This window comes from Blautia sp. BIOML-A1, assembly GCF_009883055.1.
GTDB lineage: Bacteria > Bacillota > Clostridia > Lachnospirales > Lachnospiraceae > Blautia_A.
Genome location: NZ_WWVR01000009.1, coordinates 33,930 through 50,834, shown reverse-complemented (window position 1 = coordinate 50,834; position 16,905 = coordinate 33,930). Strand labels below are relative to the sequence as shown.

The following is a 16,905-nucleotide window of genomic DNA, read 5'->3' as shown; positions in this document are numbered from 1 at the left end:
TAAATTTTGTGAAGCCGTATGATTCCGGCTGTCTTCTGCTGTTACTGTTCACTCCGTTCACAGCAACCATCTATTTTATTCTAATCTATTAATAATTTCCTGTAAAGAATTTACTGTCTTTTGGAAGCTCATATCCTTCAAAATATTTACCAAAGTCAAGTTTGAGATATCCACACAGATTTGCAAGTTCAACCATCGTATTGTCGTTTACCGGAATTCCATGCTCTCTTCTTTCTTTTTCTGCAAAGACTTCTTTTTCACCATGTGTATAAATACGGTCTTTGCCTTCTGCCTTCGGGCTTTCTCTCAGAGCTTCCAGATATTCTGAAAAATGTCTGCAGATTGCCTGAGGATCACCAAATACAGCCGGATCGATTGCCATAAATCCATGACAGATTCCTGTTTTATCCGGGAATGTACAGCAGTGATCTGAAGTAACACCCATGGAAAGAATGGAACTGAACAGTTCACACAGCATACCATATCCATATCCCTTGTGACTTCCTGTAACTTCTTCATTTCCACCGAGAGGCATGATTCCGCCGCCCTTCTTTGCGACAATATTGGCAAGGACATCCGGTGCGTCTGTACTTGCATGACCATCCTTGTCCAGTGCCCATCCATCAGGAAGCGGTTTCTCCATCTTGTTGTACATCTCGAGTTTTCCTCTTGTAACTACTGTGGTAGAGCAGTCAAAGAAGAACGGATACGGGTCTGCCGGCATAGCTACTGCGATCGGATTTGATCCAAGCATGGCTTTTTTGCCAAACGTAGGAACCATAATAGCCTCTGAATTGGTGCAGGCCATTCCCAGAAGTCCCTCATCGCACGCCATCTTTGCATAATATCCGGCGATACCGAAATGATTTGACTCACGGACAGTTACAATTCCAACGCCGGTTTTTTTGGCTTTTTCGATGGCTTTTTTCATTGCATAAACAGAAATAAGCTGTCCCATTCCATTATGACCGTCAATCACTGCAGATATCGGTGTTTCAAATACAACTTCAGGCTTTGCCTGCGGATGGATCGTTCCCTTTTCGATTCCCTTATGATAACGCACCATTCTCTGCATACCATGACTTTCTATCCCATAAAGGTCAGCAGTAAGAAGCACATCCTTGATCTGATTGCTTTCTTCCTCTGTAAAACCAAACGCCTTGAATACGTCTCCGCAAAAATGATTCAGTGTCTCATATGACCATTTCACATATCCCATTGTTTCGTCCCTCTTTCCGGTAGTGCCGATTTTATTTATTGGCATTACCAATTTGTATTTTAATTATACCACTGGCATTACCAAAATACAATAGAGGTCATATCAATTTATTCTGTAAAAATGCCCAAAATTTCTCAGGATTTTTTTTGCATTTCTTCCATATAACGTTCAATCGTATCCATATGTTCGGACATACATCGTTCCGCCTGTTCTACATCTCCGTTGATGATCGCCTCAACAAGCCGATGATGCTGGTCATCAACCTCTCTGGCAGAATTATTCTTCTTCATAATGTAGTCTCTCGTCCCGGAAACAATATTCTCAGTAAGCTGATCCGCCGCCGCAAGGACACTGTAAACCATCGGGTTGTCTGCGATCTTTGCAATCTTCTGGTGAAGTTCACGATCCAGTTCACCTCGTATCTTTTCATCTTCTGCCGCGTCCAGACGTGCAAGAATCATCCATAATTCTGCTGCATCCAGCGGTGTACACTTTCTTGCTGCAAGAATTGCCGCTTCTCTTTCCAGAGCCGCACGGAACTGCTGATTCTGACGCAGATATCCATTATTTAATTTGAAAAGTATGGATAATGGTCCGATCAGCCAGGTATCCAGATCCTCCGTAATATAATTCCCGCCTCCCGGCACCGACTTGACTATTCCCAGCAGTTCCAGTGCTCTCAGAACTTCTCTGACTGCCGGTCTGGACACTCCCATGGTCTCCGCCATCGTCCGCTCAGCCGGAAGGGCAGCTCCCGCCTTGAGATTGCCATTCTGAATGTTCTCTATGATCTGATTTAAAATTCCGTTAAAAGCCCGTTCATCCCCAATTTCTTTAAACATACTCTCTATGCCTCCGCATTCCATTTCCGCCTGTATATTTCTTACAGACGGTATCATTTTTTCACCGTCTGTTCCGTACAGTTCATTTTTGGTACAACTGCACAGTATGACAGTTATTTCTTATTATAATATAGCATTTCTGACAGTTTACAGCAAGTATCCTCTGATAGTTTAACTGCATTCTTTTATGTACAAAAAGGATGCAGTCAGAGACCGCACCCTTTTGATATGTTTATTTTGATTTTTTGGCTTTTTCATATTCCTTCAGTTCCCTCAGTGCCTTCTCGCCCTGCGGATACAATATAATAATGTTGAATATCGTCATCAGTCCGATTCCCACGTCCCCAAGATCCCATACGAAGGTATAGGCCGCAAGACCTCCGATAAACAGCATGACCAGTGCAAGTACTTTATAAGCAGTCTGCCATGCCCAGCTGTCTCCGAAAAGATATGCCACGTTACTTCTTGCATAAAACAGAATTCCAAGGAAGGTTGAAAAGCTGAACAAAAATAGCGTCACTGCAATAAAAATGACACCAAATTTTCCCAGATGATGCTCCATCGCAGTCTGCAGAAGATCCATTCCAGAAAGTCCTGCGACCTTTTCTTCAGGAGCCAGAAGCATGATCATTGCTGTACAGCTGCAGATCACGATCGTATCTACAAAAACTCCAAGCGCCTGAACCAGCCCTGCCTTAACCGGCTGATCACATTCCGCTGCTGCTGCCGCGCAGGCTGCAGATCCGGAGCCTGCTTCATTAGAAAAAAGTCCTCTCTTGACTCCATTCATCAGTACCGCACCAAAGCCTCCTGCTGCCGCCTGGCGAAATCCAAAAGCCTCCTGGAAAATTCTTCCAAAAACTCCCGGAAGTCTTCCAAAATTCATTACGATGATCAGTATCGTAATTGCAAAATAGCACACCGCCATCACCGGCACGATCATATCCAGAACCTTCACCGTTGCATTCTTCCTAAGTACGATCACCGCAGCAACCGCAACAAGTATAACGGTTGTACAGATTGGCGGGATTGAAAATGCATTTTTAAAAGAAGAAACAACTGAATTGCTGATCACCTGACTGATACCGCACCAGCAGATCAGACCTGAAATTGCAAACAGCACGGAAACAGCAACCTTTTTTCTTTTTTTCTTCTGTTTTTCCTCCACATAGGCGTGGATATAATATGCCGGCCCGCCTCTGTAGCCTCCATATAAAGGATCCTTTTCTTTGTATATCTGTGCCAGTGTTGCCTCTATAAAAGCAGTGGACGAACCGATCAGTGCAGTCACCCACATCCAGAAAACTGCACCTGCACCTCCTGCTGAAATTGCAGCAACTACCCCGACCAGATTTCCCATCCCAACTCTTGTCGCAGTTGATACGATCAGCGTCTGGAAGGATGAGAGACTGTTTTTTTCCTTTTTCTTCTCAACCAGTGCACCTACCATATCCGGAAACAGACGGATCGGAAGAAATCGCGTCCGAATCGTAAAGTAAATTCCTGTCGGGATCAGCAAAATGATCAGAAGCGAGATGCCGAGTGAGCTTCCTCCCGGAAGCGGAATCTGTACCAGGTCTCCCCACAGGAAACTGTAAATTTTTTCAATCAATGTAACTATCATAACTTTAAATCCTCTCCACTTTCACACGTCCAGGAGAATATTTTCTCTCGGACAGATACCATTTTAGTATAGCTCAGATTGACCTGTAAATACAAGCACTTTTGGGATTTAAAGTCAAAAAATCTTCCGGACAGATTCTGTTAACAGATTCCAAGGGCTTCTTTCGCAAGTTTATCCACCATATCATTGTATTTATCATTGGAGTGGCCTTTGACCTTACGAAATTCAATATTTACCTTCTGTTTTGCCTTCCGGTAGAAATCACGATAGGCGATCGTTCCGGCTTTATTTGCCTTCCAGTCACCGTTACACCAGCTCGCGATTCCCTGATAATCATGGTATATGATAATAGAAGGAATCTTATGATCCAGTGCATACTGCATGGCAGCTTCGCTTCCTTTGATCTCTCCGGCTACGTTTCGCATCTGTGCCAGTTCCGGGTCGGACATTTTCTGTGAAAACTTCTCTTCACGGCCATCGATCAGAACAACCATCCCATAGGAAAACTCTTTCGTTGCCGCATGGTAGCTTCCGTCCACGTAGATTTCCACTGCACCGGATGCCGGGGTTCCTGTCTGTATCCTGCCTGCCACCGCACACTCTGTGCCGGATATTCCGGAATCCAAACCAGCCACTGCACTACCAATTCCCAGATATTCTTTCGCCTCTGCTTCCGTTCCAAAGCTCTTATATATTGCTCCCGGATATCCCATTACCTGCTTCTTGCAATCATCCCAGGTGAGGAACATTCCTGTTTTTCTTCCCTGTTTTACTGCATAAAATTTCTTCTTTGCCATGCTGCCTCCTGACTTGTTTCGTATAAAAAGGAGCCATCCTATAATGAGGACAGCTCCCAAACGGATTTTTCTAACTTATTCAGCAACTGCAATTGCTTCTACTTCGCACAGAACGTTCTTTGGAAGCTGTTTTACAGCGACACAGGAACGAGCCGGTTTGCTGGTGAAGTATTTCTCATAAACTGCATTGAATGCAGCGAAATCTGCCATATCAGCAAGGAAACAGGTTGTCTTTACAACGTTGTCAAATGTAAGGCCAGCCTCCTCAAGGATTGCTCCTACGTTCTTGCAGGACTGCTCTGCCTGAGTTTCGATCTTATCTCCTGCAACTTCGCCTGTTGCCGGGTCTACCGGGATCTGTCCGGATGCGAATACAAAGTTTCCTACCATTTTGGCCTGTGAGTATGGTCCGATTGCTGCTGGTGCATTCTTGGTTTCAAGAGTTTTCATGATAAATTCCTCCGTTCTATATTTTCTTCATCATACCACCAAAAATTTTGTTTAGCAATATATTTTTTTGTATTTCTCGATGTCCTTCAGAAAGATCCTGCCGGAAAAGGCAATATGAGGAAGCTCATAAAACCTGGCGTTCTTAGGGCAAATCGGCCGATACAGTGGATCTGCCAGGATGATTCCGGCATCCTTCAGGAGGTCTTCCATTTCTTCTTCCCCTCTGGCTGTACAGTCGTTTTCGCCAAGAAGTCCCTCCTGTGTTTCCAGCGGGCAGATCACACGAACTGCTCTGTGATATTTTTTTTCGATCGAGGCCGCCAGGGATCCCATTGTCACAGCTTCACCGATGATCGTAATCTCCGGCAGTGACTGCAGGCGTTTTTGCAGATACGGAGTCTTTTGTTTTGTATCTGTCTGTTTTTCCGGCAGTTGTCTGTTTTTGTACTGTATTTTTTCGTTTAATGCCTGTATAAGTTCTTCTGTGAATCCGCCGATTGGTGTTCCTATTACATAGGAGGTGCCGATTTTTTCTTCAAGAACTCTTGCTGTCGGGAGTCCTACAGAGGAAACAACCAGATTCACTTCTGCTTTCCCCGCACGAGATAAATCCTCCAGAGAATCTCCCATGGCCCAGGTAGACAGAACCTCCCAGCCATATTCTTTGAGCCTCTGTTTCATTGCATCTACATTTTGCTGTGGTCCGAAATCCAGAGGAGTTGCCCCAAGGATATTAAGTGTATGAAAATGTATCCGTTCTGTCTCAGCAGATGAAGGACTTCCATCTCTGAAAAAGGATTTTTCTTCCGTGACCACAATTTCCGTCTTTCTGACAAAGCGTTCTGCAATTTCCGCCAATGCAAGTCCTGCCCCGTAGGTGTAATCATGCATTCCATTGGTCGGGATTGCAAAGGACGGGATTCCGGTTTCTGTCTGGATCACCTGTGCAATCGCAGGAAAATCGGTTCCGTTCATAAATGGAATCGGAGAACCTGCAAGTGCAATAAACTCAGGTTTCAGTTCTCTTGCCGCTTCTTCAATGTCATTGATAAATTTTGCATCGTTTCCCATGACTGCATCTATCTCGCTTAGGCCGGAGATATAGATCAGGCTGTCCTTGTCATACCAGCGGATCTCATCATGGGTATTGTATGTGGAATTGCATCCGGACGGATCGTGCATGACTACCATGCCGCCAAGCTCGTACAAAGCAGAGCATACACCGGAAACATCGGCTGTATAGACTGGTATGATTTTATATGACTGTCTCATATGCAGCTTTCGCACCCCCATCCTTTACGAACGATCAGATCCCTGGGATCTTTTTCTTTAAGAAAAGCTTCCGTCATCAGTTCCAGGGTTCTGCGGATTCCGTCAAAGCCCCAAAGTCCACCGCCCTGTACCATATTGACGAAGTTTCGGCTTCCGGAAAACCAGGCTGCTTTCTGCCCGATGGCCAATGTTCTGGTCTCTGACTTTCGCGGAAGGACACGCATTTTGGCCTGGATCGTGGCACGTAATTCGAGGTCGGGATGATATGTTTTAAGCCAGTCAAAAGTAGATTTTTCTTCCGGACTTATGCTGTCGAGATAGACGGCTGTCACCTGGAATTCATGCTCCAGGAGAATTTTTGCAAGGCCCAGTGGTCTTGGATGAAATAAATAATCCAGAACAATCGGTGTATCTCCTATAACAGTTTTTGTATGTCTGAAGGTATCTTCGCAGAGAGTAATTTCGCGTTCAAAAAATGCTTCGAGGTCGTCGGATAAGACATTTTTTTCGATTCTAAGTGCATGGACCAGGCTTTGAATCTCTTCTTTGATTTCTCCATAATCGAAGCTTCCCGGAAGATACAGGTGTTGTCTTTTGAGGCGTTCTGCCAGTATATCTGCACCGTATTTTGCCGGTGGATAGCAGGAAATCAGGAGTTCTCCTGTTCCAAGCTGCTGGTATTCTTCCCATGTCCTGCATCCCGGCAGCTCTTTTAATGTGTATCCTGTGGTTCGCAGAATCCGTCTGATATCGCTGCTTTCATCAAGTGTAAAGTCGCTTCCGATAAGGCTTACTGTTCCGGAGACAGCCTTCTGTTCTGTGAGAGGATCATACATTGCCTTTCGTAGTTTCTGATCTGGTGTAACCCCATGTTTCTGCATGATAGGATCCATAAAGCAACGTACAAAAACAACCTGTGGAAAGCGTGCTTCCAGTTCTTCATATACCCGGTCCAGATCACAGCCCAGGAAATGATGCAGACAGACTGTAAAAAGAAGTACTGCTTTTGGTTTCTGTTCCAGTTTATTCAGTACATCGGTCACACCCTCTATCGTTACATCTTCCAGGTTTCCGTTCAAAAGATTGTCTTCTTCTATGATCACGAAGGAAAATCGTTCTGCCGCATTCATCTCAGCTGCTGTCAGAACCACTCCACGCATGCAGTTATCTGCACAGACATAAATCTGGATTACCTCGGGCATCAGCATTCCGGTGTGTACAATGTTCCAGTTTCCATGTGCGGGTGAATTGAATTCCAGTCCGGCCGGAAAGGGCACGGGAAAGGATGCTTTGCTGATGGTTGTGACTGCGCCTTCCGGATTTATTTCACCGCCAACTCGTTTTAACATAGGGCATCCTTTCTGCAGAGGGTCAGAATCTGCTCTGCCAGTGTACGATATTCTTCTGCCATCTCACTGTCCGGATAGCATTCCATCAGGGTTTTTCCCTGTTCTTCTGCATCTGTGACCAGATCGCTATGGGGAAGTTTTCCGATTATGGTGGTCTGGAAATCTTCTGCAAGTTCCTGGACTTTTTCTTCTTCTCGTTTTACATTACGGCGGTTCAGGATGATTCCTCCGAGGGAGGCATAGCCACGGTTTTTGAAATTCTGTACTGCCATTGCGATGTTGGCTCCAGCGTGGATCGCCATGTTTTCACCGGAAGTGATGATGAATACTTTGTCTGCATAGCCTTTTCGCATTGGCATGGAAAATCCGCCGCAGACAACATCTCCCAGGACATCGTAGAGGACAATGTCAGGCTTATAGATATCATAAGCTCCTGTTTCTTTGAGTTTTTCGAGGGCTGTGATAATGCCTCTGCCGGCACAGCCGAGTCCTGGTGTCGGTCCGCCTGCTTCAACGCAAATCACACCCTGATAGCCGACTGTGGTCATGCCTTCCAGGCGGAGGTTTTGTTTTTTGTCATTGTATAAGTCCAGTACAGTCCGCATTGTTTTTCCGTGGCGGAGCTGGATGGTGGAGTCTGCTTTTGGGTCGCAGCCAATCTGCATAACGGTCAGGCCTTTTTCTGCGAGAGCTGCTGCTATGTTGGAAACGGTGGTGGATTTGCCGATGCCGCCTTTGCCGTATACTGCAATTTTAATCATATTTAGCCTCCGTGTGTGTGATGACATTGGAATAGGCGGTTTTGGTTGATATGCCTTTGAGGCGGCCAATCTTGCCGGATAGTGCACTGATGATGTCCTGGGGTGCATCTATGGCTATGCTGATGATGCTGATTTTTTTTTCGCGATAAGGGATCCCCATTCGGCCGATGATGTGGTCGCGGGCATCGTAGAGGAGCTGGTTGAGGGTTTCAATTGATTCGCTGTCTTCTACGATGATGGAGATTACTGCCACTCTTGTATCCATAGCTGATCCTCCTTGTATTGGTTTGGGATGATGAGTTTCTTCTAATCTGAGATGGAATTCGACTCCTGCCCGGGATGGAATTTGGCTTCTGTCCGAGATAGAATTCGACTCCTGCCGGGATGGAATTTGGCTTCTGTCTGGGATGGAATTCGACCCCTGCCCGGGATGGAATTTGGCTTCTGTCTGAGATAGAATTCGACTCCTGCCTGGGATGGAATTTGGCTTCTGTCCGAGATAGAATTCGACTCCTGCCCGAGTAGAAAACTGGATTGAACTGACGGTAAACGGAGATTTCGTCGAGAGTTACGTGCTAGCTGCTGCCACCGAGTGCACTGTCTGAGGCGAAGCCGAGTTTGCGCGAATGGCAGCAAACAAGCGCACGTAACGAACAGAAATCGCAGTGTGTCAGAAAACCAGTTTTCTATCCCGGGCAGGTTGATTCGAGTTTCTGCTCGGTCAGGTTAATTCTGTTTTCTGCTCAGGCAGGAATATCCTCTGTAATCTGCTATATATCTGTATGATGCTTTGTATTAGCAGATACGTGGCAGTAGTTCTCCTCCTGGCTGTGGAAGAAGTGCCTGTGTTCCAATCTCGGTAGTCATGACTACCTTACCTGGCTGATCGGCGGTGACTTCTCCGATAATGGCTGCATCTTTGGAGTAAGGGCACTGGCGAAGGGTCTCGACAATTTTTTCTGCCTCGGATTTTGGTGCCATGATCACCATTCGTCCCTCGCATGCCAGATAAAGGGGTTCGAGTCCGAGCATTCCGCAGACGCCCTTAACTTCCGGTGCGACCGGAACAGCGGCTGCATCAAGACGGATTCCTACATTACTCTGTCCGGCAATTTCATAAAGGACAGTTCCCACACCGCCGCGGGTAGCATCACGGATCACATGGAGATTATGGGTGGTATTCATCACTGCCTCTACCGTATTCCAAAGTGGTGCGCAGTCGCTTGTGACATCAGCTTCGATGCCAAAATCTTCTCTTGCAAGAAGAATAGTGCATCCATGTCTTCCCACATCGCCGGTCACGATGATTGCATCTCCAGGCTGTGCCAGTGTTCCGCCAACCCTGACTCCTTCTTCGATCTGTCCCATTCCTGTAGTAGTAATAAAGACACCATCTACCTGACCTTTTCCGGCTACTTTGGTATCTCCGGACACGATATGTACGCCGGCCTCCGATGCTGTTTTTTCCATAGTCGCTACGATTTCTTCCAGTTTTTCCATTGAAAATCCTTCTTCAATGACAAACGCGCAGGTCAGGTACAGAGGTTTTGCACCCATGCATGCAAGATCATTGACTGTGCCGCAGATAGAAAGTTTTCCGATATTTCCTCCCGGGAAGAATGCCGGTGAGACGATAAATCCGTCTGTGGAGACTGCCATTTTTCCTGTCGGTGGAGTCAATACTGCTGCATCGTCTGCAGTCAGATCCGGATTGGCAAAGTGTGCCGCAAAGATCCGGTCGATCAGTTCAGAGGTCTGACGGCCTCCTGCTCCATGTGCCATTGTTACTGTTTTATCTTTTAAAGTGCTCATAAGATTATCCTCTTTTCTATCATATCTTTCAACATAGTTATGCCCTGTTTTACTGATTGACCCGACAATTATTTACAATCTCCATACGCATAATAAGCGGAACAGGCACCTTCGTTAGAAACCATGCAGGCTCCTATTGGATGCTGCGGGGTACATCCCTTTCCAAACACTTTACAGTCGGATGGCTTACATTTTCCCTGCAGGACATCACCACATCTGCATGCCGGATTGGCTTTTCCCTGAATCGGTGGAATAGCATATTTCTTTCGTGCATCAAACGTACTCCACTCTTCTTTAAGCTGAACGCCTGACTTTTGTATCACACCAAGACCTCTCCATTCACTGTCGCAGGCTTCTGTCATTTCATCTGTGAGCTGCTGTGCTTCTCTGCTTCCTTCCGGTTTTACCACCCTCGGATAACAGTTTACAAAAAATGGTTTTCCTTCCTGGAATTTCACCAGTGAAACAGCCAGGGCCGTGAGGAGTTCTTTCGCTGTAAAGCCGGCAACTACTCCACTTACTCCCTCATTTACCAGATCTTCACAGAGTTCTGTTCCTGTAATGGCATTGACATGTCCCGGATACAGAAAGACATCCGCACTTCCTTTCAGTGCTTCATAAGCCTGGGGCATCGTCTTGTTTGCCATCAGAAGTGAATAATTAGAAAGGCCATCTTTCTTTGCCTGTTTCACAGAAAGACACTCTGCCGGAGTCGTGGTCTCAAACCCGACAGAGAGGAAAACAACCTGTTCTTCTGGATGTTCCAGGGCATATTTTTCAGCATCTGCCGGAGAATAGACAATGCGGATTTTGGCTCCTTTTTCTCTTGCTCCTGCAAGGCTCATCTTTGTCCCCGGCACGCGTACCAGATCGCCAAATGTGCAGATCGTCACGCCTTTTTCCAGTGCAAGCCACACTGCCTCATCGATAAAACCAACCGGTGTCACACAGACCGGACATCCCGGTCCTGAGATCAGTTCCACCTGCGGCGGCAGAAGCTTACGGATTCCCAGGCGAAAAATCTCATGTGTATGTGTTCCGCAGACTTCCATGATACGGACTGCCGGTCCGTCGTAATTCTCTATGATCTCTCTCGCTGTTCTTTTTTTCTCTTCTCCCATTACAGCAGTTCCTCCATCAGATGATCGGTTTCATCCTCATCTTCATCTGTGATCTTTGCGATTGCCACACCTGCATGAACCATTACATAATCGCCCGGTTCCAGATCCTCAAGAAGCTGGGCAGAAACCTCTCTTTTGGCTCCGCCGGCATCCACAACTGCTGTTCCTTCACTGATTTTTACTACTTTTGCTGATAATCCTACACACATGTAAATACCTCCCTGATTCTGTATACAAACAAGTCCCTCTCTCTGCCTTTCGCAGTTGAAGCAGAGAACTTACCTGCTTTGGTTAACTGGTCATTTGTTCCGTGATTTTCCTTCAAGATATGTCATCGCATACACGGCCTGTCCAAGTGCGATTCCGCCGTCATTTGGCGGAATAAGCTGGTGTTTCAGAACCTCAAATCCCCTGTCTCTCAGCATATGATCCGTAAGTTCCAGAAGCAGTCGGTTCTGGAAAACACCGCCGCTCAATGCAGCCTTATTGCAGCCTCTCTTCTCCCTGATCCGCACACAGATTTCTGTAATCTGACGGGCAAGTTCTTCATGAAAAAAGTATGCCAGCCTTCCCACTTCTTCTCCGTTTAGTCTTTGATCCAGGATAGTTCTGATCAGTCCTTCTGTATTAAGAAGCATCCTGTCATCTGTATCTGTTACTCTGTCGTCTTTTCTCTTCTGATATTGCGTTTCCTGCATACCAGATCGCATAGCATCCAACAAAAACTTCTCATTTTTCTGTATTTCAGGCAGTTTTTTTGCTCTGTATTCTTCCGCGGCAAATTCCAGTGCCATAGAAGCCTCCCCTTCAAAGGTAGATTTTCTGCGGATTCCAAGTATCGCACTCACTCCGTCAAAAAGTCTTCCTGCACTGGTGGATATCACTGTATTGATCCTGCGGTCTGCCATGATAAACTGTACATTCGCTTCCTGCTTCGTACAAAGTTCCAGCTTTTCTATGATCTCAGCCGCTTTTTCTCTGTCACCCATCAGGCCATAGATCAGCGATACCGCGATCCTCCAGCCTTCTTTGGAGGAAGCATCTCCACCAGGCTGAAGAAATGGCATCACGCTTCCCAGTCGCTCAAATCCATTCCTGTCTGACAGAAGGATTTCTCCTCCCCAGATTGTTCCGTCAGTTCCATATCCGGTGCCGTCAAAGGATACTCCAATCACCTGATCTGCACAATCATTCTCTACCATACAGGACAGAATGTGTGCATAGTGATGCTGCACTTTGAGCACCGGAACCCCCAGTTCTTCTGCAACCATCACTGAATTATACCGCGGGTGCATGTCACAGCAGACAATCTCCGGCTCCACCTCCAGAAGTGTTTCCAGCCGCCCGATGGTTTCTCTGAGTGCTTTGACTGTACGCAGATCTTCCAGATCTCCCACATAAGGTGATGGATAAAAGCGGTTATCCACCCCAATACAGAAAGAGTTTTTGAGTTCTCCACCGATGGCCAGCACCTGCCCCTGATATGGTGTGGAAACCATAAACGGAAGCGGTGCATACCCTCTGGAACGGCGGATCATATATGGTTTCTTTTCATAAAAATCCATCACGGAATCATCTGCCCGGATACGGATCTTACGGTCATGAGACAGCATACAGTCACAAAAACCAGAAAGCTCCGCCTCTGCCTCCTGGTCATCACGGCAGATCGGTGCACCAGAGGTATTTCCACTGGTCATCACTAGAAATTCCGGCATTTCGATTCCATCATCGTACTGAAAAAGCAGAAGCTGTACCGGTGCATACGGCAGCATCACGCCAACCTTTGGGTTCCCCGGTGCCACAGAGGGACAGAGGATTTCTGCATCTTTTCTTTTGTTCAGAAGCAGGATCGGTTTCTGATGACCATCCAGGATTTTCTCCTGTTCTTCTGTCATTTCGCATGCTTTTGTGACTGCTTTCAGATCCTTTGCCATCACCGCAAATGGCTTCATTGGCCTTCGTTTCAGCTGGCGAAGCCGACTGACTGCTGCTTCATTGGAAGCATCACAGCAGAGATGAAAACCTCCGATTCCCTTGACTGCAGCAATGCCACCCTCAGAAATCGTCTTTCTGACACAGGTAATTGCCTCTCTGCCACGCTCATCCCTGCCGATCAGATAAACTTCTGGTCCACATTCATTGCAGCATACCGGCTGTGCATCGTATCTTCTGGTCTTTGGATCGTGGTATTCTTCTGCACAGTCCGGACACATTGGAAACTCTTTCATGCTGGTCCGTTCACGGTCATACGGAAGCGAATCCAGGATTGTAAGTCTCGGTCCGCAGCAGGTACAGTTAATAAAAGGATGCAGATATCTCCGGTTCTTCGGATCAAACATCTCCTCCTTACATTCCTCACAAATTGCAATATCCGGCGAGACAAAGATCTCACCCTTTGTCTTTTCACTTTCGATAATATCAAACTGTGCATAGCTCTCCGGATTTTTTACGTTTTCCACATTTATCTTCAGGATTGCCGCCCTTTTTGGTGGACGATTCCGGATATCTGAGAGAAAACCCTCCACCGCTTCCTTTGGTCCCTGTGCATAGATTTCTACATAAGGACCTTTGTTGCAGACATTTCCGCGAACCTTTCTCTCTGCTGCATGGCGGCTGACTGTAGGCCGGAATCCTACCCCCTGCACAATCCCGTAAACACGGATCCGTCTGGTGATCTCACTTATCATATGCTCACTCCCACCTGATATATTTTTACCTTCCGATCAGTTTTCCGGAAACTGCAAAATGTCTCATATTCACAAACATTCCATCAAAATCCGCTGTCATCTGCTTCATACATTCATCTGCAAAAATAATATCAAAATCTCCGCTTCGCACCAGTTCTATATAGTCATCCTCATCTCGAAGTGCTATATCCCCCGCCTTGAGAAGTTCCTTTTTCATCATGAACCAGCCTGCTGTCTGAACACTTTCTGCCCCTCTGTTCTGCAGCTCCCTGCAGACAGAATCTGCGATCACCTGCTGATGTACGACCAGGATTTTTTTATTTGTATAATCCATCTCCGGAAGCAGTTCCTCCACCAGCGGATAAGCGATCTCATACGGCGTTCCGAATATTTTTTCCAGATATTGTGCCGTCGCGATCGCGGCCGGAGAGACAACGATATTTTTGCTCACTGAGGAGGCTTTTTTTACTTCTTCAAGACCGTCCCCCATACAATAACAGACTGCCTGCATATCCTGTTTCTGACGGAACAGGTCACGTATTTTATCTGCTGCCGCAAGATCACTTACATCCTGCGGTGTCATTCCGAGAATCCCAACCCTCTTCTCATCCACGGGATATTTTCGTACCGCAAAGGTCTTAAAAAGCTCCAGAAAAGCCTTCTCCTCACCTTTGTCATAAAGCTCCATTCCATCTGTATCTACAGTAAGAACCGGAATGTTTATCTTCCTTTCTGTCATGCGTTTAAGTGCAAGATAATCGGTTGCGATCACTGCCGGAACCGGTGTCCCGATCACTGCTGCAAACGTCGCATCTACTTTCTGCGCGGCATCTTCAAGCTTCGCAACCAGACGGTCATCTCTGCCCAGAATGGCATCCATATCCCGAAGTCCTGCACTGAAAATAGCACTTTTCTGTTCAAACCACCGCGGCTCATCAAAGCCGCAGACATTACCGGTGCATCCTCCAGCATCACAGATCACCACAATGCCTCCCAATTCAAAAAGCACTGATACTGCACCTGACTGATCCGGTGCAAACGGTGTCAGATATTTACGAAGTCCTCTCATTGTATTTCCCCCAATTTAAATCATTTCGAACAAGTCCCCGCAGAACAATCTTTACTCTTCCCAGAAGTTTATAATACGCTATAAAGCAAAAAGACTCCTCCACCGTCAGGGTAGAGAAGTCCTCTAATAATCATGATAACAACTATTCCTGCTTGGAGCTGCAATGACCTGTCCGGTCCTGTACATTTATCTTTCCTCGCCATCAGAGTCTGTTCTTTAGTATTTATAAAATTTGAACGTATCTGTGAATTCGCATTCAGGTAGAAAAATTCATCCTGTCTGCTGATATGTCTATTTTACTCCACAATGAAGCAGTCAGTCAACGCTAACAGCCATAAAAAACACCCCTACTCCAGATCCAGCTTCTCCAGACTTTCCAGTCGGGACTGATATTTTGAATCGGATGCTTCCTCAAATGCCGCTTCTTTTTTCATCTTATCCAGAGCTGCAGAAGCTTTTTTGATGGTCTGAATCGTACCGGCTCCAGCTACACAGCCGCCCGGGCAGGCCATTCCTTCCAGAAGATAGCCATTGTACTTGCCAAGCTTGGCCATCTGGAGCATTTTTTTGCAGTTCTGAAGTCCCTCTGCATTCACAACCTTCACTTCACGGTCAGGATCAATTCTCTTTACAGCATGAACAACTGCCTGTGCCACACCACCGCTTACTGCAAATCCACGACCATCCGCACTTGCACGGAAAAGCGGTTCTCCTTCTGGAATGTCCTTCCAGTCTACGCCTTTCGCATCAAACATTCCCGCAACCTCCTCAAAGGTCAGCACAAAATCCACATAACTGCGGATTGTCTTTCGGCTTGCCTCCAGCTTCTTGGCAGCACACGGTCCCACAAAAACAATCTTGCAGTCAGGCTCTTTCTGCTTGATCAGTCTCGCAGTCAGAACCATCGGAGTCAGTGCCATGGAGATGCACTTCGCCTGCTCCGGGAAAAGCTTCTTCGCCATCATAGACCAGGAAGGACAGCAGGATGTTGCCATAAACGGAAGCTCCTCCGGAACCTCTTTCAGGAAATCCTTGGCCTCCTCGATCGTACAGAGATCCGCTCCGATCGCTACTTCTCTGACATCTGTAAATCCAAGTGCCTGAAAAGCACCACGGATCTTTGTGTTTTCCAGACCCTCAAACTGACCTGCGATTGCCGGTGCAAGGATTGCATAAACCGGAGACTCACTCTTGAGTGCCATGATCGTCTGGAATATCTGTCCCTTATCAACGATCGCACTGAATGGACAGCTTACGAGACACTGTCCGCAGGATACACATTTGTCCTGGTCGATCTCGGCTCTTCCATACTCATCAGAACCGATGGCATTCATTCCACAGGCTTTTGTACACGGACGTTCCTGCTTGATGATCGCATTATATGGACAGGCTTCTACACATTTCCCACACTTGATGCACAGGGACTCATCAATATGAGAATGTCCATTTTCCATGTGCACGGCTTTCTTCGGACAGACCTCAACACATGGATGTTCCAGACAGCCCTGGCATCCTTCTGTGACCATTACCTTCTTTTCCGCACAGGCATTACATGCAAATTTGATCACATTGATAAGCGGCGGCTCATAATATTTCTCTTCGATCACACTCGCCTCTACGCCTTTGGAAAGTGGTGCATGCTCTGTGACTGGTCTTAATGACATTCCCATTGCCACGCGAAGTCTCTCGCCTACTACTGCTCTTTCCAGAAAAATACTGTCACGGTAAGAAGCTACCTCTCCCGGAATGATCTTATATGGAAGTTCCTCGATCATCTTCGGATTGTTGCCCTCATATGCCATTCTGGCAATCTCTGTAAAAATTTTGTGTCTGATTTCTGTTTTGGATGAATACAGTCCTCTCATCATTACCTCCTGATTTTTTATGACATAACTATTTACC

At 46.5% G+C, this 16,905-nt stretch carries 15 protein-coding genes; all 15 read right to left on the bottom strand.

Features of this window, described 5'->3' with window-relative positions:
• Window positions 1–88 precede the first annotated feature (88 nt).
• Window positions 89–1,219 (bottom strand): Ldh family oxidoreductase, encoded by a 1,131-nt coding sequence (locus GT674_RS06105; RefSeq protein ID WP_161284883.1) that lies wholly within the window; start codon window positions 1,217–1,219, stop codon window positions 89–91.
• Between the two features lie 134 nt (window positions 1,220–1,353).
• Window positions 1,354–2,061 carry a FadR/GntR family transcriptional regulator gene (locus GT674_RS06100; protein WP_161284882.1) on the bottom strand — a complete coding sequence of 236 codons (708 nt, stop codon included), beginning with the start codon at window positions 2,059–2,061 and terminating at the stop codon, window positions 1,354–1,356.
• Window positions 2,062–2,293: 232 nt separating this feature from the next.
• Entirely contained in the window at window positions 2,294–3,685 is a 1,392-nt protein-coding gene (locus GT674_RS06095) for an alanine/glycine:cation symporter family protein (RefSeq protein ID WP_161284881.1), read from the bottom strand.
• 140 nt (window positions 3,686–3,825) lie between these two features.
• Window positions 3,826–4,482: a ribonuclease H1 domain-containing protein gene (locus GT674_RS06090; RefSeq protein WP_161284880.1), complete on the bottom strand. Its 657-nt coding sequence runs from the start codon at window positions 4,480–4,482 to the stop codon at window positions 3,826–3,828.
• Window positions 4,483–4,557: 75 nt separating this feature from the next.
• Window positions 4,558–4,932 (bottom strand): RidA family protein, encoded by a 375-nt coding sequence (locus tag GT674_RS06085; RefSeq protein WP_022213698.1) that lies wholly within the window; start codon window positions 4,930–4,932, stop codon window positions 4,558–4,560.
• A gap of 51 nt (window positions 4,933–4,983) precedes the next feature.
• Window positions 4,984–6,204 (bottom strand): nitrogenase component 1, encoded by a 1,221-nt coding sequence (locus GT674_RS06080; RefSeq protein WP_161284879.1) that lies wholly within the window; start codon window positions 6,202–6,204, stop codon window positions 4,984–4,986.
• The gene (locus tag GT674_RS06075) at window positions 6,201–7,553 is read right to left on the bottom strand and encodes a nitrogenase component 1 (protein WP_161284878.1); all 1,353 of its coding nucleotides are present in this window, start codon (window positions 7,551–7,553) and stop codon (window positions 6,201–6,203) included. Before GT674_RS06075 ends, GT674_RS06080 begins: the two co-directional genes overlap by 4 nt.
• The gene (locus GT674_RS06070) at window positions 7,547–8,314 is read right to left on the bottom strand and encodes a nitrogenase iron protein NifH (protein WP_161284877.1); all 768 of its coding nucleotides are present in this window, start codon (window positions 8,312–8,314) and stop codon (window positions 7,547–7,549) included. The genes GT674_RS06075 and GT674_RS06070 overlap by 7 nt, the downstream gene beginning before the upstream one ends.
• Window positions 8,307–8,579 (bottom strand): TM1266 family iron-only hydrogenase system putative regulator, encoded by a 273-nt coding sequence (locus GT674_RS06065; RefSeq protein ID WP_161284876.1) that lies wholly within the window; start codon window positions 8,577–8,579, stop codon window positions 8,307–8,309. The genes GT674_RS06070 and GT674_RS06065 overlap by 8 nt, the downstream gene beginning before the upstream one ends.
• Before the next feature lie 530 nt (window positions 8,580–9,109).
• Window positions 9,110–10,126, bottom strand: coding sequence for a hydrogenase expression/formation protein HypE (hypE, locus tag GT674_RS06060; protein ID WP_161284875.1), 1,017 nt, complete (start codon window positions 10,124–10,126; stop codon window positions 9,110–9,112).
• 68 nt (window positions 10,127–10,194) lie between these two features.
• Window positions 10,195–11,247 carry a hydrogenase formation protein HypD gene (gene hypD, locus GT674_RS06055; protein WP_161284874.1) on the bottom strand — a complete coding sequence of 351 codons (1,053 nt, stop codon included), beginning with the start codon at window positions 11,245–11,247 and terminating at the stop codon, window positions 10,195–10,197.
• On the bottom strand, window positions 11,247–11,456 hold the full coding sequence (locus tag GT674_RS06050; protein WP_161284873.1) for a HypC/HybG/HupF family hydrogenase formation chaperone: 210 nt from the start codon (window positions 11,454–11,456) through the stop codon (window positions 11,247–11,249). The genes hypD and GT674_RS06050 overlap by 1 nt, the downstream gene beginning before the upstream one ends.
• 90 nt (window positions 11,457–11,546) lie before the next feature.
• Window positions 11,547–13,934, bottom strand: coding sequence for a carbamoyltransferase HypF (hypF, locus tag GT674_RS06045; RefSeq protein ID WP_161284872.1), 2,388 nt, complete (start codon window positions 13,932–13,934; stop codon window positions 11,547–11,549).
• Window positions 13,935–13,959: 25 nt separating this feature from the next.
• The gene (locus GT674_RS06040; RefSeq protein WP_161284871.1) at window positions 13,960–15,003 is read right to left on the bottom strand and encodes a nitrogenase component 1; all 1,044 of its coding nucleotides are present in this window, start codon (window positions 15,001–15,003) and stop codon (window positions 13,960–13,962) included.
• Window positions 15,004–15,350: 347 nt separating this feature from the next.
• Complete coding sequence (locus GT674_RS06035) at window positions 15,351–16,868, bottom strand: 4Fe-4S dicluster domain-containing protein (protein WP_161284918.1); 1,518 nt, start codon at window positions 16,866–16,868, stop codon at window positions 15,351–15,353.
• Window positions 16,869–16,905 lie beyond the last annotated feature (37 nt).